Annotated in this window: 15 protein-coding genes; 12 read left to right on the top strand and 3 right to left on the bottom strand. The window is 43.4% G+C overall.

Annotated elements, in window-relative coordinates; translation table 11 throughout:
- Positions 1 to 39: 39 nt before the first annotated feature.
- Positions 40 to 3,165 carry an efflux RND transporter permease subunit gene (locus tag M9196_RS04580; RefSeq protein ID WP_250616356.1) on the bottom strand — a complete coding sequence of 1,042 codons (3,126 nt, stop codon included), beginning with the start codon at positions 3,163 to 3,165 and terminating at the stop codon, positions 40 to 42.
- A gap of 12 nt (positions 3,166 to 3,177) precedes the next feature.
- Positions 3,178 to 4,338, bottom strand: coding sequence for an efflux RND transporter periplasmic adaptor subunit (locus tag M9196_RS04575; protein WP_250616355.1), 1,161 nt, complete (start codon positions 4,336 to 4,338; stop codon positions 3,178 to 3,180).
- A gap of 243 nt (positions 4,339 to 4,581) precedes the next feature.
- On the opposite strand from M9196_RS04575, the gene M9196_RS04570 reads away from it, so the two are divergent.
- The 12 genes from M9196_RS04570 (at position 4,582) to M9196_RS04515 (ending at position 19,612) form a co-directional block, all read left to right on the top strand.
- On the top strand, positions 4,582 to 6,126 hold the full coding sequence (locus M9196_RS04570; RefSeq protein WP_250616354.1) for an arylsulfatase: 1,545 nt from the start codon (positions 4,582 to 4,584) through the stop codon (positions 6,124 to 6,126).
- A gap of 319 nt (positions 6,127 to 6,445) precedes the next feature.
- Positions 6,446 to 8,725 (top strand): multiheme c-type cytochrome, encoded by a 2,280-nt coding sequence (locus M9196_RS04565; protein ID WP_406707623.1) that lies wholly within the window; start codon positions 6,446 to 6,448, stop codon positions 8,723 to 8,725.
- Positions 8,726 to 8,863: 138 nt separating this feature from the next.
- On the top strand, positions 8,864 to 10,132 hold the full coding sequence (locus M9196_RS04560; RefSeq protein ID WP_250616352.1) for a mechanosensitive ion channel family protein: 1,269 nt from the start codon (positions 8,864 to 8,866) through the stop codon (positions 10,130 to 10,132).
- Between the two features lie 576 nt (positions 10,133 to 10,708).
- A complete protein-coding gene (locus tag M9196_RS04555; protein WP_250616351.1) occupies positions 10,709 to 11,242 on the top strand; it encodes a TRAP transporter small permease in 534 nt (177 codons plus the stop codon).
- Positions 11,239 to 12,513, top strand: a complete 1,275-nt coding sequence (locus M9196_RS04550) for a TRAP transporter large permease (protein ID WP_250616350.1) — start codon at positions 11,239 to 11,241, stop codon at positions 12,511 to 12,513. Before M9196_RS04555 ends, M9196_RS04550 begins: the two co-directional genes overlap by 4 nt.
- Positions 12,514 to 12,689: 176 nt before the next feature.
- Complete coding sequence (locus M9196_RS04545) at positions 12,690 to 13,742, top strand: TRAP transporter substrate-binding protein (RefSeq protein WP_250616349.1); 1,053 nt, start codon at positions 12,690 to 12,692, stop codon at positions 13,740 to 13,742.
- 121 nt (positions 13,743 to 13,863) lie between these two features.
- Positions 13,864 to 14,391 carry a YgjV family protein gene (locus M9196_RS04540; RefSeq protein ID WP_250616348.1) on the top strand — a complete coding sequence of 176 codons (528 nt, stop codon included), beginning with the start codon at positions 13,864 to 13,866 and terminating at the stop codon, positions 14,389 to 14,391.
- A 965-nt stretch (positions 14,392 to 15,356) separates the two neighbouring features.
- On the top strand, positions 15,357 to 15,827 hold the full coding sequence (locus tag M9196_RS04535) for a hypothetical protein (RefSeq protein WP_250616347.1): 471 nt from the start codon (positions 15,357 to 15,359) through the stop codon (positions 15,825 to 15,827).
- Between the two features lie 18 nt (positions 15,828 to 15,845).
- Positions 15,846 to 16,772, top strand: coding sequence for a tripartite tricarboxylate transporter substrate binding protein (locus tag M9196_RS04530; RefSeq protein ID WP_250616346.1), 927 nt, complete (start codon positions 15,846 to 15,848; stop codon positions 16,770 to 16,772).
- Between the two features lie 61 nt (positions 16,773 to 16,833).
- Complete coding sequence (locus tag M9196_RS04525) at positions 16,834 to 17,283, top strand: tripartite tricarboxylate transporter TctB family protein (RefSeq protein ID WP_250616345.1); 450 nt, start codon at positions 16,834 to 16,836, stop codon at positions 17,281 to 17,283.
- A 9-nt stretch (positions 17,284 to 17,292) separates the two neighbouring features.
- The gene (locus tag M9196_RS04520) at positions 17,293 to 18,780 is read left to right on the top strand and encodes a tripartite tricarboxylate transporter permease (protein WP_250616344.1); all 1,488 of its coding nucleotides are present in this window, start codon (positions 17,293 to 17,295) and stop codon (positions 18,778 to 18,780) included.
- A 430-nt stretch (positions 18,781 to 19,210) separates the two neighbouring features.
- Positions 19,211 to 19,612, top strand: coding sequence for a thioesterase family protein (locus tag M9196_RS04515; RefSeq protein WP_250616343.1), 402 nt, complete (start codon positions 19,211 to 19,213; stop codon positions 19,610 to 19,612).
- Between the two features lie 46 nt (positions 19,613 to 19,658).
- On the opposite strand, the gene M9196_RS04510 is transcribed toward M9196_RS04515, so the two are convergent.
- Positions 19,659 to 20,492, bottom strand: a complete 834-nt coding sequence (locus M9196_RS04510; RefSeq protein WP_250616342.1) for a 4'-phosphopantetheinyl transferase family protein — start codon at positions 20,490 to 20,492, stop codon at positions 19,659 to 19,661.
- Positions 20,493 to 20,559 lie beyond the last annotated feature (67 nt).

The following is a 20,559-nucleotide window of genomic DNA, read 5'->3' as shown; positions in this document are numbered from 1 at the left end:
CCGTCCTAAATAGGATTATAGCGAGCAAGGCGTCATTTATTACGCCTGTGCGTCTGGTTTGGTACCTTTAACTTTTTCGCGCATTGACTGAAGCATGACGTAAAAGACGGGGACTAAACATGTACCGACGATAGTGGCAGCAATCATGCCCCCCATTACCGCGTAACCCAGGGAAACACGACTCGCCGCGCCAGCACCTGTGGCAATCACAAGTGGGATAACCCCAAGAATGAACGAGAACGCTGTCATGAGTACCGCTCTAAAACGCAATCGAGCGGCTTTCACTGCGGCGTCGGTAATACTCATACCGCCTTCTCGTAATTGCTTGGCGAATTCCACAATCAAAATTGCGTTTTTACAGGCAAGACCAATCAGCAGTACCAGCCCAATTTGAGTATAAAGGTTAATATCTGAACCCATAATCCAGATGTAAACAAAGGCACCTAATATGGCAACCGGAACAGCCAACATGACGGAAATCGGAACTGTCCAGCTTTCATATTGCGCCACTAAGAACAGATAGGTGAATATCAGCGCCAAACTAAAGATAAACGGGGCTAGGTTACCCGCCTTGAGTTCTTGGTAAGTTTGCCCTGACCATTCATAGGTATAGCCGTTAGGAAAAGTGGTATCAGCTATTCGCTTGACCGCTTCAATCGCTTCTCCTGAACTGTAGCCGGGAGCAGGAAAGGCATTCACTTTTACTGCGCCATAAAGGTTAAATTGGTTGATATACTCGGGTCCAAGTTTGGGTTCAACCGTGACCAGAGTATTAAGTGGCACCATATCTCCATCTTTATTTCGAATATAGAACTGAGCGATATCGAGTTCAGAATCCCTAAATTCCGTTTCAGCTTGCATGTTGACTCTAAACACCTTACCAAAGCGGTTAAAGTCATTAACATACATAGAGCCAAGCATGGTTTGTAATGTGGTGAAGATACTGCTTAGTTGAACACCTTGAACTTTGGCTTTTTGTCTATCTACGTCGACAAATAGTTGTGGTACATCCGCTTGATAAGTACTAAACGCCGCGGTGAGTTCTGGCTCCGTTGTGGCCTCAATGGATGTTGCTCGCATGACGCTTGCTAAGCTTGCAGGCGAACGACCCAATGTATCTTGAATATAAAATTCAACGCCCGACACCGTGCCAACACCAGGTAGAGCTGGCAGTGAGAAGCCTACCGCTTGTGCTTCACTATAACGAGCAAGTACGCCATTAGCCCGCTGAACGATCTGTGATTCCACAAGAGATGGGTCTTGTCGTTCATCCCAGTGCGAGAGAATCACCACCATCAAGCCAGCATTCGAAGAGACTGCACCTGAGATGATGGAATAACCACTTGCAGAAATAACGTTAGTTACCCCTTCGATCTGGTTAAGATCATCCACCATTTTCGTCATCACTTCTTTGGTTCGGTTAATGGACGCCCCATTTGGTAGTTGTACGTCAACGAAAAATGCTTTTTTGTCTTCAGTGGGGACAAAGCCCGATGGTAGCGAGGTGGCAAGTAGCCCTGTTGCTCCAATCAGTAGGGCGTAGACAACCCCCACTAACATCAGCTTGCGAACCATGCCGGATACAAAACCCGTGTACTTATTGGTCGCCTTATCAAACACCTTGTTAAACTTAGCGTGGAACCCTGTTTCATGCGTTTTCGGTGGGCGTAATAAAGACGCACACAATGCGGGACTGAGCGTAAGAGCGTTTACCGAGGAAATTAATACCGCAATACAAATAGTAATGGAAAACTGTGCATACATTTGTCCGGTAATGCCCGGCATGACGGCCGTTGGAGCGAACACCGCAAGCAAAACAAGTGTTGTGGCAACAACGGGTCCAGTAACTTCTTGCATAGATTTTGTTGTGGCATCGACAGCGTTTAAGCCTTCATCTTGCATGAGACGAGTGGTGTTTTCGACCACGACAATGGCATCATCTACCACGATACCAATGGCGAGAATAAGCGCGAACAGTGACACCGTATTGATACTCATGCCCGTCGCCAGTAGAAAGGCGAAGGTCCCGATGAGCGATACGGGTATCGCTATTGCGGGAACCAAGGTTTGCCGAATATCTTGCAAGAATATATAGACAACAAATATGACTAACGATACCGCGATGAGCAGGGTCTCGATCATCTCATCAATAGAGGTTTCAACGAACTGCGTTGTGTCATAGAGAACCTTGTAATCCATATCTTCTGGAAACTGTTCTTGCAGTCGCGACAATTCTTCATGAACGCCTTTGGCAACCTCTAACGCATTAGCGCCACTGGCCTGGTAGATGAACAGAAGTGCTGATGCTTTGTTATCGAGCATAGCTTCTGCGTCGTAGCTGGCGGCACCAAGTTCAATTCTCGATACGTCTTTTAGGTAGACGGCGCTGCCATCTGAATTGGAACGAATGATGATTTCTTCAAACTCTTCCGGGTGACTCAAGCGCCCTTTGGTCGATAGGGTATATTGGAACTGCTGATCCCTTGGTACAGGTGCGGCACCTACTCGCCCGGCTGCAACTTGTATATTCTGCTCTTGAATAGCCGCAATCGCTTCTTCTACCGTGATATTTAAACTTGCCATGCGAGTGGGATTGAGCCAAATACGCATCGAATAATCCATACCACCGATAATACTGACTTTCGAAACGCCATTAACACGAGCAAGGTTGTCCTTAATATTGATGCCCATGTAGTTATTGAGAAATAGGTTGTCGAGTGATTCGTTAGGAGAGACAAGGTTGAGCATCATGAGGATGTTAGGATCTTGTTTCTCTACTTTGACACCGTTTCGTTGTACCTCGGACGGCAGTCGCGGCATGGCTTGTTGTACACGGTTTTGCACGTTGACCTGAGCCATATCGACATTACTGCCGACTTCAAAGGTCACGCTTAAGTTGTAGCTGCCATCGTTGGCGCCTTTGGATTCCATGTAAATCATGTTTTCCACGCCGTTTACTTCTGCCTCAATGACCTTTGCTACCGTATCGGCGACAACTTCTGCGCTCGCACCAGGGTAAGAGGTGGTTACCGATACCATAGGAGGAGAAATATTGGGGAACTCTGCAACTGGCAACACTGGAATTGATAGTAATCCAGACAGGGTTAAAACGATTGATATTACAAACGCAAACTTGGGTCGATGTATGAAGAATTTACTGATCATAGTGATTCCTTCCTACTTATCTTCAGAGAACGGTTGCACGGTGTCCATTTCGTGCTCGACTTCGGCGCCTATTCTGGCTTTTTGCAAGCCTTCAGTAATGATTAGCTCACCTTTTTCTAGGCCTTTTTCAACTTCCCAATCAACACCATAGCGTTTTCCTAATTCAACATTTTTACGCTTCACAAGACTGTCTTTATCAACAGTCAGGATATAGCGGCCTTGCTGATCTTCTTGTACTGCTTTTTGGGGTACTAACATAACTTCTTCAACAGCAGGGGCTTCGATAATCGCCGTCACATAAAGCCCGGGAACAATGATATGTTCTTTGTTGGCAAGCTCAGCGCGCACAGCCAATGTGCCCGTACTCGCATCAACTCGGTTGTCAATAAAATCAATCATGCCGACTTCTTCAAACATGGTGCCATCTGGAAAGCGCAGTTTAATGGGGAGATCTTCGATTTTATAATCTGATTCGGATGACTTGTGCGCGCGCTGCGCGTTAATTAGCACTTTTTCAGGAAGCTGAAAGTTGACCCAAATCGGCTCCATTTGAACTAGGTTTACTAACTCTGTCTGATCGGGAATGATTAAGTCACCGAGAAACACTTCGGCACGACCAATTCGCCCACTAAACGGCGCGTAAATTTTGGTGTAGCCAAGTTCTAATTTTGCATTGTCTAATTCAGCGTTAGCGCTTTGCAAGGCTGCGGCAGTTTGTAGCTTCTTAGATAAAAGGTTGTCGTAATCGGATTGGCTAATGTACTTATCTTTTATTAACCCTTCACCACGTTTGAAATTTCTAACCGCTGTGTCATAAGCGGCGCGAGATTGCGCAACTAAGGCTTTAGCCGCTTTGAGTGCTGCTTGATATTGCTCAGGGTCAATTTCAAATAGCAGTTGGTCTTTTTCAACGTTGCTGCCTTCTTCAAAGTTGGTTTTAAGCAAATTGCCACGAATTTTCGCTTTAATTTGGATATCTTGCGTGGCTTCTGTGCGGCCAACAAACTCTTCGGTTGGCGTAACTTCTTTCACGATGACCTCAAGTACTTTTACGCTCGGTTTAACTGCTTCTACGACAGGAGGGGCGGTGTCACAGCCAACAAGAATAACAATGGGTATTAAAAGGGTGGAGATTCTAGTAATGAAACGCTTGGCGCTTGGAAGGTAAGACATAAACAATCCTTTGTTCATAATTAGTATGCTAGTTATCAATTAAGTCTATATTAGGATGATTAAAAAACGAACTCATTTTGTGCGCAATACCTTATATTTGTTAATAACTTACGCAATTAAGTTGTGATATCTTATGCTATGCGGTTATTTGTGCACATATATCACAGCACAATTCGCAGTTGTATAAGAAATGAACTATACGTTGTAGTGCAGGATGCATAACAACAACGGATAGAGGTTTCTATGATAGAGAAGTATGCCGTAAAACGTCGTTTGGCTGTTCTCACGGTTGCGCTGATGGGTGCGACCGGTGCGGTGGCCGCGGACAAGCCAAATATTTTAGTAATATGGGGTGATGATATTGGGCAGTCGAACGTCAGTGCCTATACATTTGGTTTGATGGGTTATAAAACGCCCAACATTGATAGCATTGCCAAAGAAGGAATGATGTTTACCGACTACTATGCAGAGCAGTCATGTACCGCCGGTCGTTCAACGTTTATCACTGGACAAAGTGTTTTAAGAACAGGGTTGAGTAAGGTTGGTCTGCCGGGCGCAGACATTGGTCTTCAGGCAGAAGATGCCACTATCGCCGAACTTCTAAAACCAATGGGATACATGACGGGGCAATTTGGGAAAAACCATCTTGGAGACAAAGATGAGTTTTTGCCGACTGCCCATGGTTTTGATGAATTTTTCGGTAACCTTTATCATTTGAATGCTGAAGAAGAACCAGAAAATATTGATTATCCGAAAGACCCCGAGTTTCGTAAGAAATTTGGTCCTCGTGGGGTTATTAAATCATCTGCTGATGGAAAAATTGAAGATACGGGACCTTTAACCCGCAAGCGAATGGAAACGGTCGACGAAGAAACACTAGAGGTTGCTCTGGACTTTATGGACCGTGCGGTAAAAGCGGATAAACCATTCTTTGTGTGGTGGAATGCGACACGAATGCATTTTAGAACTCACGTCAAAGAAGACAATCTAGGCAAAACCGGTATTAGCTATTATGCGGATGCCATGGTCGAACACGACAGTCAGGTTGGCGAGTTGCTTAAGCAAGTGGATGATCTAGGCATAAAAGACAACACCATCGTCTTTTATTCAACGGACAACGGCCCTCATATGAACTCTTGGCCAGATGCTGGCGCGACGCCATTTCGAGGTGAAAAAAATACCAACTGGGAAGGAGCGTATCGTGTTCCTGCAATGGTTCGTTGGCCAGGTAAAATTGAAGCGGGCACCGTTTCCAATGAAATCATGCACCATATGGATTGGATGCCGACTTTCCTTGCAGCAGCAGGTGACGACCAAATTAAGGAAAAACTGTTAAAAGGGCACCAAGCGGGGAATAAAACCTTCAAAGTTCATTTGGATGGTTATAACTTCTTGCCTTATTTAACGGGAGAAGAAGAGAAAGGGCGTCGTTCTGAAATCTTCTATTTCACTGATGATGGCGATCTTGCGGCGCTTCGTTATAACAACTGGAAAGCCGTGTTCATGGAGCAGCGAGCGACGGGCACAATGAAAATATGGGCAGAACCTTTTGTGACACTGCGTTTACCTAAGTTGTTCAATTTACGCATGGACCCATATGAGACGGCGGATATAACCTCAAACACCTATTATGATTGGTTACTTGACCATGCTTATATGTTTGTCCCAGCTCAGGCGTATGTTGGAGAGTTCTTGCAAACCTTTAAGGAATTCCCTCCACGACAAAAAGCGGCAAGCTTTAGTTTGGATCAGGTAATGGATAAATTGCAGGAATCGCCTAACAAATAGAGGTGTGGTTAGTACTAAGTAGATAGAAAGAGCTCGAAAGAGCTCTTTTTTGATCCTGTAATCAATTTCTCTGAAAATAGTGTTAATCGCTTGTCTAATAAAGAGAAAGTGTCCTATCTTTCACCATGAGAGCGAAAGAATTACGACAACAGTAATAAAGGTGTTGTGATAAACAACAAGGAACGCTACTGATACAAGGATAGTTATGAAGCAGTGTTGTTGGAAAATGTTAACGGGCATTTTTGTAGTCTGTGCAGTTCAGTTTGGGGTGGTACTGTCTGCGATGGGGGGACTATTTTCTGCGGGGATACTGTTTGCTATGGGGATACTGCTTGCTACGGGGATAGCGTTATCGCCGCCTGCATTCGCTCAGTCACCTGCGATGGTTGAGAATCAAGCAGAGTATGTAGGAAGTGAAGCTTGTATCGACTGCCATCAGCAAGCGTGGCAGGCGTGGCAGGGCTCTCATCATGATATGGCAATGAAACATGCAAATGACGAAAGTGTACTTGGAAATTTCAACAATGCGGTTGTCGATCACCAAGGAAAACGTAATCGTTTTTTTCGTAAAGACAAAGAATTTTGGGTCAATATAGAAGGTCCCGACGGTCAGTTTCATGATTATCAGATTAACTATACGTTTGCGTTCGAGCCCCTTCAGCAATATATGGTTGAGTTTGATGATGGGCGAGTACAGCTCATTCCATTTGCGTGGGATTCAAGAGAAAAAGCACAAGGAGGCCAGCGTTGGTTTCACTTATACCCCGACACGACTCCAACAGACGAGTTTTATTGGACAAACACCGGGCAAAATTGGAACTTCATGTGTGCAGATTGTCACTCTACCAATCTAAAAAAGAACTATGAACCAGCAACGAATACTTATAGCACGAGTTGGTCGGAAATTAACGTTGGGTGTGAAGCCTGTCATGGTGCGGCGAGCGAACATATTAAACTTGCTCAGACTGCTGAGAAAAAACCAAACATAGCCATACCGAGTCACTTTGGCTTTGATCGCGATCTTTCCAAGTCGGTGAAAGAGTGGGTTTACCAGCAGGGTAGTAAGACGTTACAACCTAAGACAATCAAGGCAACCAATCAACTACAAACGTGTGCACAGTGCCACAGCCGACGAACACAATTGAATGAGACGGGTGACCATATTAACGGCTCGTTTTTTGATCGCTATCGTCTTAATTTAATTTCGCCAGAGCTCTATCACTCCGATGGACAGATCTATGATGAAGACTATGTTTATGGATCTTTCTTACAGTCGGCGATGGCGGAAAAAGGCGTCACTTGCACCAATTGCCACGATCCACACAGTGCAAAATTAGTAATACCAGAGGAGGCGGTTTGCAGTCAATGCCACAGCGCGGCTGAATATAGCGCTGAAAAACACACGTTTCATTTGCCAAATAGCGAGGCGTCAAAATGCACGACGTGCCATATGCCAGAAACGACGTACATGCAGGTTGACCCTCGTCGCGACCATAGTTGGCATGTCCCTAGAGCGGACTTAAGTCAGCACACCCAGACGCCTAACGTTTGTACGCAATGTCATGATGATAAAACGGATCAATGGGCGGATGAGCAAATAGGCCGTTGGTTCCCTAACTCGGCTCACCGAAATCAACAGCATTTTTCCGTCGCTTTCTATGCGGACAGTATTGGCCATCAAGCGGCACCTGATGCCCTAGCTTACGTGGCGCAAGACGCCTCAATAAGTTCTATCATTCGTGCTTCTTCTTTAGAACGAATGAGTGGTAATAATAATAAGAATACGCTGGTCGCATTGGGTCGCGCCGTTAAACATGATAATGAAATGATCCGTCTTGGCACGATTGCTGGCTCGTCGGGATACAATGGCATCGACCGATGGAGAATCCTTAGTCTTCTATTAGGGGACCCCGTACTATCGGTACGAGCTGAAGCTGCTGGTGCACTTGTGCGTTATTGGCGTGAACTCAATCCTGCACAAAAACAGACTCTGAAAACCCCATTGGATGACTATATTGCGATTCAAGAGTTCAATTCCGACAGGGGGTTTGGTCGCACTAATCTCGGTAATGTATATCGAGATATAGGACAGACACAAAAGGCGATCAACTACTATTTAGGCGCGATTGAGATAGAGCCGTACTTTGAAAATAGCTATATCAATTTGGCGGACTTGTACCGGGCGCAAGGCGATGAGCGACAAGCGTTAACGACGTTAAAGCAGGGGATAGACGCACAACCTCAATCGAGTGTGCTGCCATACAGTATGGGTTTGGCTCTGTTGAGGAAAAAAGATTATGTTGAAGCAAGAAGATATCTACGACAAGCTGCCGAACAAGCCAGTAGTGATTCACAATATTGGTATGTCTACGGACTGTCTCTTGAACCGGTGGATGTGCTCGCTGCGGGACAGGCTATGAATAAAGCGTACAGATTGAGTGGTAACCCTCAACATTTGTACGCCCAGTGTGAAGTATTAGCGAGGAATGTCCAGCAAGGCGATATTGCGAAAGCGACCGAGCAATGCTTTAGTGCACTAAGTTCAGTGGTTCCTTCTGGTGTTGTTGAACAGTTGAAGGCGAAGTCGCAGCGTCAGTAATCAGTGACAGTTTGGTGTTGAGATTGGCTTAGATTTCAATGCCAAATGCCATCAGGTAAAGCCACCAATATCGGCTATGATAGCCCAGTTTGTTAGAGTTACATGTAGAGTGCTTCACGCATTACGAGGGGTAGGTTGGTGTTAGATAATCATATTCGGAGCTATATTTCCCAAAAGTTAACGGCGGTTGGCATACATAGTGACCCATACGGCATTGAACTGACCTCTGTGTTTATATTGGCAAGCATAGCGGTGTCTGGCATTTTTTATTTCGTCATACACCATTTAATTGTCCGTTCGGTAAAAAATGTACTGCAAAAAACGAATAGACCTCTGAGCGATAGCTTAACGAAATACGATTTACTGGAAAAGGTCACACTATTGATACCAGTCATGGTATTGGATGTGTTGTTACCTATTGCAGTTGGTCACTACGACGTGCTTGCGAGCGTGCTTGATCGCGTACTGGGTATTTTGGTTTTGTTCATGATTGTGTGGATTGTTTTTTCGATTCTAGACGTCCTTAATGACATTGCAACGTTTAAAGGCCTCACTCGTCGCATGCCAATCAAGAGCTTTGTCCAACTGATTAAGCTCTTTACGTTCTTTGTTGGCATCGTGGTTTCTATGTCAATGCTCGCCAACGAGTCTCCAGTGATATTCTTATCTGGATTAGGTGTCGCAACGGGTTTTGTCATGCTGGTGTTCAAAGATACAATTTTAGGGTTTGTTGCTGGTATCCAGCTGTCAGCAAATCGCATGATTGGCTTGAATGACTGGATACAAATGAACGCCTATGGCGCGAATGGAACGGTGGAAGAGATTTCGTTGACCACGGTTAAGGTGCGCAATTTTGATAATACAGTCACGATGCTCCCAGCATATGCGTTGGTGCAAAATGCATTTATCAACTGGCAAGGAATGTCGGATACGGGTGGGCGACGTATTGAGCGTTCTTTGAATATTGATGTCACTTCGATTCGATTTATGTCTGACAGTGAAATTGAAGCGTTGAAAGAAATTCGTATTTTACGTCAATATATTTATGAAAAATCGCGCGATATTAAAGACTACAATGAGGGGCTAGGGGACGCCAAGGGAATAGGAAATATACGTAAAATGACCAATCTAGGTTTATTTCGTGCGTACATTAATGCTTATTTACGGTCAAATAAAGACATTCATCAGTATATGTTGATTATGGTTCGTCAGTTGCAACCTACTCCACAAGGAATACCACTTCAAGTGTATGCGTTTTGCAATAATACCGACTGGGCTATCTATGAAGGTGTTCAAGCAGACCTGTTTGATCATATTTATTCTATGATGCCTCACTTTGGATTACGGCCATATCAAGCTTTTACCAGCCATGACGCCGCTCAAATTGGGCTTGACCCTATCAAGTAATGACGGGTCGCGTTCGATAAATTGGCCTTCAGATATACTGAATACCTGAAGAGGGAGGTAGAGTAATTATGCGATGTCTCTCCTATTGATATCACCAACAGTATTAATATCGTCCGCAGTACGAGGATTATCCGCAGTATTAGTATTATCACTCAGTATTAGTGATTTCTTGTCATTAGGTACTCAATATCCCCCCGCATATAGAATCGCTGAAAACATGCTTCACATCTAATTTCTATCATTGAGTTTTATGGTAAAAAGCATGTTACTTTTTACCATTGTTATTGTTGTGGTTTTGTAACTTATTGATTTTTAATTTGATTAGTGCTTGGTACTTTCTATCAAGTATTTTTGGCTACCCATTGCGGCAATTGCAAATAAATTGTTATTCATCAACATCTTAGAGATATATTTTTCTTTTTGTGTTTGAAAGTATCATGCTTTTATTCTTTTGTGAGCTTGGTCATTTTTACTGACAACATTAATAGGTAGAGTGAAATGACCTGCTGAGGAAGCGCGTTATTTCGGCGATTTATCTTTCTATAGGTTTGTATTCAACGGAAAGGAATAGGGCTTATGACATTACCCAACAATATTATTACCACCACAAAGCTAAGGTTGAATAAAGCCAATCAACTGTGCGTCGGGATATTGACGACATTACTTATTCTTGATGTTTGGTTAGGCGTTCTCGATCGTTACATATTAAGGCTGCAGCTTGTTTGGGTAGAAGAAATGGCTCGTTATATTATGATATGGGCTATTTTAATGGCGGTCCCATGCTGTACGGCAGGTCGGGAACATATGGGATTGGAGTTTGTCACAAAACGCTTTCCTGAAGTAGTGCAACGTATTATCAAAATAATAGTCGGCGCGATTACATGTGCCTTCTTTTGTTATATCGCTTACTTGGGGTACGCATTTGCAGAGAAAGGTGCGAGCCAGTTATCGACCGTTTTCGCAATGCCAATGTCTTATGCCTACGCTGCCGTTCCGGTGACATTTGCGCTATCAGGATTCCAAGCTTTTCTTGTTTGGTTAGAGGATCTATACGCATTTAAATTAAGTTTTTCTCAACACGTTGTTGCCATTGAAGGAGAGCAGTCATGATTGGACTGATATTTGCGGGTCTTATGCTAATCGGCGCTCCAATCGCCATAGCACTCGGTATTGCTGGTTTGGCAGGTATGTATGATGTCGGTGGTGCGCATTTTACTTCATTGGCACCGAGTAAAATATTTAATGGTCTGAATATATTTCCATTTCTAGCGATGCCGTTTTTCATCCTAGCGGGTGAAATTATGAATCATACTGGCATCACTAGTCGTTTGGTGTATTTAGCTCAGGCATTGGTTGGGCACTTTCGCGGAGGATTGGCCCACTCAAATATGGTCGCATCGGTATTCTTTTCTGGAATTACGGGCTCAGCAACGGCAGACGCTGCTGTGTTTGGGCGTACATTAGTACCTGCGATGGTTAAACAAGGTTATAGCAAAGATTACGCGTGTGCTGTTACCGCCGCAGGCTCGATTATTGGCCCTACTATTCCGCCATCCGGACTTATGGTGGTGTATGGCTCGCTCATGGGTGTGTCGATAGGCGGGTTGTTCGCGACAGGGATCTTACCGGGGTTATTAGTTTGTTTAGTGTGCATGGCAATCATTGGCTCCATGGGTAAGCGTAAAAATTTACCAAAAATGAGTCAGCGGGCCACGCTCAAAGAAGTGCTCGATCATTTTAAAAATTCCGCTTTGGCTTTGTTAATGCCACTTATCATCTTAGGCGGCATTGTATTTGGTGTCGTCACCCCAACAGAAGCGGCGTCAATCGCGGTGGCGTATGCATTGGTTATCGGTACGTTTATCTATCGCAATCTTACTATTAACGCGTTGTTTAATATGATTGTGCGAACCTCGCAAATATCGGCAGTTATTTATCTAATTATTGGGTCTGCTTCGATTCTTGGCTGGTGGTTGAGCTTTAACCAGATCCCACAGATGATCGCCGATATGTTTATAGCGTTGTCAGATAACCCAAATGTGATTTTGGCGTTGATTATCGTGTTGCTACTGACGGTAGGCATGATTATGGACATTAACGTCATGCTAGTGATTTTAGCCCCTATTTTGGTGCCGTTAACGGCAGAGATTGGTATGGATCCTTTGCATGCAGGTATCGTGTTCATCTTGGCACTGAATATCTCACTGATGACACCACCAATAGGTGCTTGCTTATTCGTACTCTCATCCGTGACAGGTGCCAAAATTGAAGGTATTTCCAAAGAACTTATGCCGTTCCTAATTGGTCAGTTGATCCTGTTATTTGCCATCGCGTTCTTCCCTGACATTGTCTTGTTTATTCCGAGGCTACTTGGCTATTGACGTCTTTGATTATTTATCTAGCGAAGGCGTGACTGGCTTGTTGTCCCCCGCTAAATGAGCACCAACTGTAGACGTTAATGCCCGCAAAGAAATGGGAGGCAAACGTCTATATAAAGAAATTAGAGTTAACACGATACACCCCCAACACAAAACCAGTTCATAGAAATGGAGTCATTATGAAATCACTATCGAAAACGCTCGTCGCTGCTGCTCTTGCTGCAAGTTTTGTCACCGCCCCTTTTGCCATGGCAGAGAAAGTATTGCGAATCGGTCATGATAATAAAGCTGACATTATGGAAAACCCAGCCCACGCATTTACTGGCGTATTCAAAAACATCGTAGAAACGGCAACAAACGGTGAGATTAAGGTTCAAGTATTCCCAAGCAACCAGCTTGGTAACGCCAAAGAACACATCCAAATGGTGCGTGATGGACAATTGCAAGGCACATTGTCACCAGTAGGACCTTTAGCGGGTTACTATCCGAGAATTGGCGTGTTGGATGTCCCTTTTGCGTTTGACAATAATGCTTCTACTTATCAAGTTCTCGATGGCCCATTTGGACAAACTTTAGCTCGAGATATTGAAGCTGAAATGAAAGATGTGAAGATCTTAGGTTTCCCTGATACAGGCGGCTTCTTTTCTGTGACTAACTCCAAGCGTCCGATTGAAAATTTAGAAGATTTTAAAGGTCTTCGTATCCGTACGATGACGTTGCCGACGCACCAGAAAATTATTCAGTCATTGGGGGCAGAAGCCTACCCGCTATCATGGGGAGAAGTATACTCATCCCTTCAAACAGGGGTTATCGACGGTCAAATGAATCCGGTTCCAACCGTGTCGTTTGCTAAGTTTAACGAAGTACAGCAGTATCTAACCTTAACAAACCACCTATTTGCCCCATATACTTTTATGGTGAATAAAGACTTTTATGATGGTCTGACAGCAGATGAGCAAAAAATCGTTGCCGATGCAGTAGAGATTGCGTTGAGTGCTAACCGTGGTCTATCTCGTCTTATCGAAGCATCGGATGATCGTGGTTTAGCGGGCCTTAAAAAGAAAATGAAGATTAACTCGTTAACGAATGAGCAGCGTGAAGCGATGCGCCAAGCCACTCAACCAGGGGTGAAAAAGTACGTACGAGAAACTCACGGTGACAAAGGGTCTGAATTACTCGATTTATTCTTAAGTGAAGTAGACAAAGCGAACAATTCGACCTACCTGCAATAAACAGGTACTCGCGGTTGCTAACAAGTCGTGATCGGCTTGAATAATTAGTAAATCAAACATCTCTTGTCGTAAAGCCTTTAAGCCTCAACAATGTTTGAGGCTTATTTATTTGGGAAGTACCATGGATATAGCACAGTGGGTCGGCGTTGGCAGCTTTGCTTTGGGTTTACTGTCGTTTTGGCAAACCGATGACCGACGATTAAAACAGTGCATGTTAGGTTTTTATGTTGTTCACGCTTTGCACTTTATCTTACTCGGAAGCATGACGTCGGCTTTTGCATCGGGACTATCATTTTTACGTACGGCCTTAGCCATTCGTTATTCTGGTCAATATCTATGTTGGGCGACGATATTGGTGCTGGCATTATTTGGTGGCCTTTTTGCGACCAGTTGGATACAGGTGTTCTCTGTTATTGGTACATCGATTGGCACGTATGCGATCTTTCAACTAAAGGGGATTTCACTTCGATTGACCCTTTGTCTTGGAGCGTCGTGCTGGCTTATTAATAATATATTGATGGGGTCGGTAGGGGGGACCATGCTCGAATCTTGCCTAATCGTATTGAACTTAACGACGGCCTATCGGATACATAATTCAAAAAGCAGCTCAGTCAATAAAATCGCGAATGACATTGATACTAGAGTGTGAATGCTAAGTGTTAATAGTAAGTCTATGAAGTGTGTTTTACCTTTTAAAACGCAGATTAAATTCTGGCTTGGTACTGCATCTACAAATAAAAGTTAACTGTCACCCTCTTGAACAAGGGGATCTTTATCAGCGCATTGTGAGTTGAATACTGGCGCTTAGTTTTTACTTCAAGTGAGTCACACGCTTTGGACGCTCCTCGTCTGCACGAGGATGACGGCCTATTAGGATAGTTGGAAGAGCGATAAGCGACTAGGCCATAGTCGAAAGGCTTCTCAAGGCGATTATCGCTAGCAAAGTTTTGCCTCTTTAATTTCTCTAGTTAAACCAGTTTACTCATTGCTTTTGTCCAGTGATTCTGGGCACTCACCTCAACAATTCTATTGATTTCGTGCCGCTGCATTAGTTTTTGAGACCCAGGCTTCAACGCTGAATATTGAGATCGATGGCATCCTTGCTGTGCGTCTTACAAGCGGTTTCTTATTTAGAAATAATCGTCTCAATGTTCTCTTTCGTTGGCGTTAAAACGGTGCATCCGGCTTCTATACCTCTCTGTTAAAATCTTCGTCATATAGCGCACCAGACGTTTGAATACCCTCTCGATTTAATGCTCCTTGTGATCGCTACGCATCGCTTTCTTACTTAGCTGACAGGGTTTAGTGTCGAAATAAAGTAGGTGGAATGGCGAGTGAGGATGCGTGACGAGCTGATTTGGTTATCTAGCAATAAGCGACATATCTTAGAATATGGCTAATTTCATATATATTATTTTCAGACAAATAGTTTGTTCGATATATCTATTTATAAACACGTCTCAGATCACCTTAAATTACTTATTATAAAGGATAAATATGATCAGTGACGCAACTTGTCCTAGTTGGGTGTGATCGATTTATCATTTGGGGAAACTGACGGTAATAAAATAATTTGTCTTACAATATATTAAATGCAAGACAAGGAGATTAACTATGAGAAGTACCAAAGCCATCGTGTTAGATGCGATTGAATTGACGAAACCTTCGATTGAACGACTGTTTGAGCGTACCAATCGTAAGGAGCTTCATATCGTTGTGATGGACCCAACCGTTAAGCCTTGGGAGGCGCCGTTTGAAGAGGCGGTGTTGGTTGAGGCATCACTTGGAAACCCAAGTGAATGGACGATTCCATTTGATGAATTAGCAAAAAAGAAAGCACAGCAAGCATGGAGGCAATCTGGCCCCAATATTCAAATGCAAACGCAACACCCATCGTCATTAAGGGAGGGAGATGTCTTATTTTACGGATCGTTTGTTTATGGCGATATTGTGGTTGCGTGCAGCGGAGTAGAACAATGGTACGACATGCTTATTAGCGGTTGGATTGCACTTGCCATAGAACAAATCACGATGAGTGAATATCAAAATACAAAAATCAATAACCCTACACAACAAACAAGATAATAGTATAAAGGTCATATTATGAATAACTTACTAAAAAAACTCTTTGTCACTGCAGGTATTATTCTTTCGACATCTGCGATTGCTGCTGACTATCCAACTAAGAACATACGTCTTGTGGTTCCGTTTGGTGCAGGTGGTGGTACCGACGCCGTTGGTCGTACTTTAGCTAACTCTGCCAAGGACATTTTAGGTCAAAATATTGCGGTAATGAACCGAACTGGTGGTGCGGGAGCGGTTGGGATGAGCTTTGGTGCTCAGCAAAGAGCGGATGGCTATACCTTAACTGTAGTGACACGTGAGATTGCATCATTACCTCAAATGGGACTAATGCAGCATGACGCAGACGATTTTCGTCTAATTCGTATGGTGAATCTAGATCCGGCCGTGGTATTGGTATCGGCTGACAGTCCTTACAACACAATTAACGACCTGATTGCTGAAGCTAAGAAAGCTGATGGTGCGGTCAAGTTTGCTTCAACAGCGGCTCCAAATTTCTATTTGATGGCTCTTGAAAAAGATCAAGGGATCAAGCTTAACGCTATTCCATATAACGGCGCTTCTGAAGCGATTCCAGCTGTCCTTGGTCACCACACGGACGTCACAATGGTGACACCAGGAGAAGCGATTGCACAACTTCGCTCTGGCCAACTTAAAGCTTTAGGTGTGATGTCTGAAGAACGTATTGCGTTCATTCCAGATGTACCAACTCTGAAAGAGCAAGGTGTCGATGTAAGTACGGGCACTTGGCGTGGTATTGGCGCTCCTAAAAATACGCCAGACGAAGTGATTGAAACATTAGGTAAAGCCTTTGACCAAGCAATGGCAACGCCTGAATTTAAAGATTTCATGGAAAAAGGTGCGATGACTATTCACAACATGAACGCAGAAGAGTTTACTGCATTTGTTGACCAGGATACGAAAGCCCTAGGTGAACTAATTAAGTAATTTGCATTTAGTAGGAGCGGTATTCGCTCCTACTTTTCGCTATATTTATTGAGGCGAAAGTATGAACAATAGAAATATTATATTCCCTTCACTTATGATCCTCATCAGCCTTTTTGCGCTTGTCATCATAAGTCAATTCAATGAGCCAATGTTTCAACAGGACGCAAGTGTTGATGCCAAATTTTTTCCTAGCGTTGTTGCCATCGCAATTATAGTTATCTCAGCTATATTAATGATTCAAAGTAAAATGGCTAATCTTGCTAAGCAAGAGACTTCGCCTATTTTTACCAAATTATCTATTTTTGGTTTATTTTTTCTTGTTGGCTACGCGGTATTAATCAGCTTTATTGGCTACCTTTACGCTACGCTTCTTGCATTTACACTTTATCTCGTCGTATTTAAGATCACAAAACCATTATATTACGTAGTGGCGTGGTCATTTGTTTTTGGCATTTACTACTTGTTTGGAGAAGTATTTGTTATTTCCTTACCTCAAGGTTCGTTGTTTTAGGTGACCGCTATGTTTGAGCATTTAATTGGTGGCTTGTCTGCCACGTTTAGCCTTGCCGTATTCCCTGTACTCGTGTTTGGAGTATTAGGTGGCATTATTCTAGGCGCACTACCTGGTTTAACGGCCACTATGGGTGTAGCGATACTTCTGCCATTTACGTTTGGCATGGAGCCAACGGCAGCACTTGTGATGTTAATTGGGGTATATATAGGCGGTATATACGGAGGATCAATAGCCGCTATTTTGTTAAAAACACCGGGTACGCCAGCGTCTGCTGCAACGGTACTGGATGGTCATACACTCGCGGCAAAAGGGCAAGCTGCGAGAGCACTTAGTATCTCAGCCACTGCTTCTTTTATCGGCGGATTAATCAGTACCATTATCCTCATTGCTATTGCCCCGTTATTAGCAAACTTTGCCTTAAGATTTAATGCACCAGAATATTTCGCCCTGGCGGTATTTGGTTTAACAATTATCGCGAGTGTGTCAGGTAAAAATATCCTTAAGGGGCTACTTGCGGGTGCTATTGGGTTATTGGTTTCTACGGTTGGGCTAGATCCAATTAGTAGTGTGCCACGTTTTACGTTTGGCGTAATGGACTTATATAGTGGTATCAACGTGATACCGGTATTGATCGGCTTGTTTGCATTGTCAGAAGCGCTTAACCAAATTGAAAAAGTGCTGTCTGAGAAAAAAGTGGCACGACCGAAGTTTGATCGTAGTTTAATGAGCAAACAAGATCTGAAAGATATGATGCCAACTGCCGTTAAAAGTGGTCTGCTAGGGACATCAATAGGGTCGGTTCCAGGCGCAGGGGCAGATATATCAGCCTTTGTTTGTTATAACGAAGCGAAACGCTCATCTAAAAATCCAGAAGAATTTGGTAAGGGATCGGTTCGCGGTTTAGCAGCGGCAGAGGCGGGTAATAACGGTGTAACAGGGGGATCACTTGTACCACTGTTAACCTTAGGTGTTCCGGGAGATGCGGTCGCTGCTGTCTTGTTAGGCGCGCTTATTGTTCAAGGATTAACGCCAGGCCCGTTGTTATTTGCTCAAAACCCTGAGGTAGTCTACGGCGTATTCAGTTCGATGTTAGTGGCGAATGTCATTATGTTACTGATTGGTTTACTTGGTATTCGTTTCTTCTGTCGAATTATCGAAGTGCCAAAAATGTTGATGATCCCAATCATTATTTTCCTGTCGATTATTGGTGCTTATGCCATTAATAATTCAATGTTTGATATTGGTATTGCGATCTCATTTGGCTTCTTAGGATTTGTTTTAGGTAAATTAGAAATCCCATCATCACCTATTTTACTTGCTATAATTTTAGGGCCGATGGCAGAAACGAATCTAAGAAAATCATTGCTTATGTTTGATAATAGTTGGTCATTCTTGTATGAACGTCCAATAGCATTAGCGTTTATCGTACTCGCTATCTTCTCTGTGTATTCGACTATGAAAATGAAGAAAAAGCAGGCACTTCAATCGACGTAATGTAATGCGTTTTAGTTAATGTGATGCGTTCTAGTTAATGTAGTAGAACGAAATAATGTACTCGATCGAAGCTATAGTAAATATAGAAGCAGTAAATAAAACATAGAAGCGCCGGGTTAATAAAGAGAGCATCAGTCATGGGATCTGAATAAAATCAGGTCCCATTTTCTATTTAGAGAGTGATTGTTTCATATGTCAGTGGCTATTCACAGCGCTTGGCTAGGTGTTGTTCAGGTTCGTCCTGAGGTCTGATGAGTGTACACAGCTCGGTTGAATCATTGAAGAAGTAAAAAGAAGTAGGGTAAAGTGCGGCATCGCCTACGTTGGCTTTTCATCGTATAGATTCGCGAATTACTTGTTCTTTGAGTGAATCGCTGCTTTTTGTTCGGTGTTTACCGCGTTTATTGATTCGACGAGAGAACGCCATTGCATGAGTAAGATTTATCACCATCCGGTTCAAATTTACTACGAAGATACCGACCATTCTGGTGTGGTTTATCACCCTAATTTTTTAAAATACTTCGAGCGAGCGCGTGAGCATGTACTCGGCAGCGATAAACTGGCCGAGCTATGGAATGATCATGGGCTAGGGTTTGCAGTTTATAAAGCCAACATGACCTTCCAAGATGGCGTTGAGTTTGCTGAAATCTGTGATATTCGCACGTCTTTTGAGTTGGACGGGAAATATAAAACACTGTGGCGTCAGGAAGTATGGCGTGAAGGTGCTAGTAAACCAGCAGTTATCGGTGATATAGAAATGGTGTGTTTGGACAAAGACAAACGTTTACAACCTGTACCTGAAGAGGTGCTCACTGCAATGCTAAATGGCTAGTTAAGCATGCATTTGTATCAGGAAAGCGACGATTACTAACTGATTGCTAACGGATCACTAATTGAGAGGGATCGAATGTCATCCCTTTTAATTCTATCTGCCGTTCGCTTCCACCTAATGTGACTGCGATTCGATATTGGTCATCTAACCGACCCAAATAGCTTTGCCAGTTGGCGGCGGCATTCTTGTGACTTTTTTGATGCTCAGGCGTGAAGTGTACCGTGATGTCATATGAAATGACTAAATCCTTAGCTGTATTTGACTTGTTGTCATTATCTACAAATGAGACGCAGTGAGGCGTTGCCTGATTAAAATCAAAATAAAACTGTTTTAGTGAGGTCGCCAAACCTTTCCCCGTTGCTTTGATATACGATTCTTTTAACGCCCAAAGGTCAAAAAAGCGATCTCGTTGCTTTTCTAGAGGTAACACATTGAGATCATTTATTTCTTGTGCAGCGAAATAATGGGTCATGATCGCGTGAATATCTGTGCTTTCTCGCGAATGTTCGATATCTGTACCGAGCATCAATGATTCATCGTCGGATTGAAGAACGGCGATGAGCAAGTAATCTTTACTATGGCTGAGGTTAAATTCAAGCCCAGTTTGTGTGCGTTGCAAGTTACTTAGACGAGGCTTACCTTTTTCACCGTACTCAAATACCCAATGCTGGGGCTGAATAGGTGAATAGCGAGATAAAATGCCTCGTAACATGCTGCGAACATAGAGTGCAGTAAGTTGGGCTTGTGGTTGACGAAAGCGAGAGACTTTTCTTAATTCATCATCGCTTAACCACGATTTCAGTTCGCGAATTATATCCGCGTCTTGATTAAGTTCTACGAGTGGACAAATCCATAAATCGACATGCTGAACTGCCTTCAATACCATACTCCTAGCCACTCAAAAATCGCTCTAGATCATACCCTTTCTGCCACTATGAATCCATGGA

It is taken from the genome of Vibrio methylphosphonaticus, assembly GCF_023634655.1.
Lineage (GTDB): Bacteria > Pseudomonadota > Gammaproteobacteria > Enterobacterales > Vibrionaceae > Vibrio > Vibrio methylphosphonaticus.
Note: the sequence above shows the minus strand (reverse complement) of the source record. Positions and strands in the feature narration are given on the sequence as shown.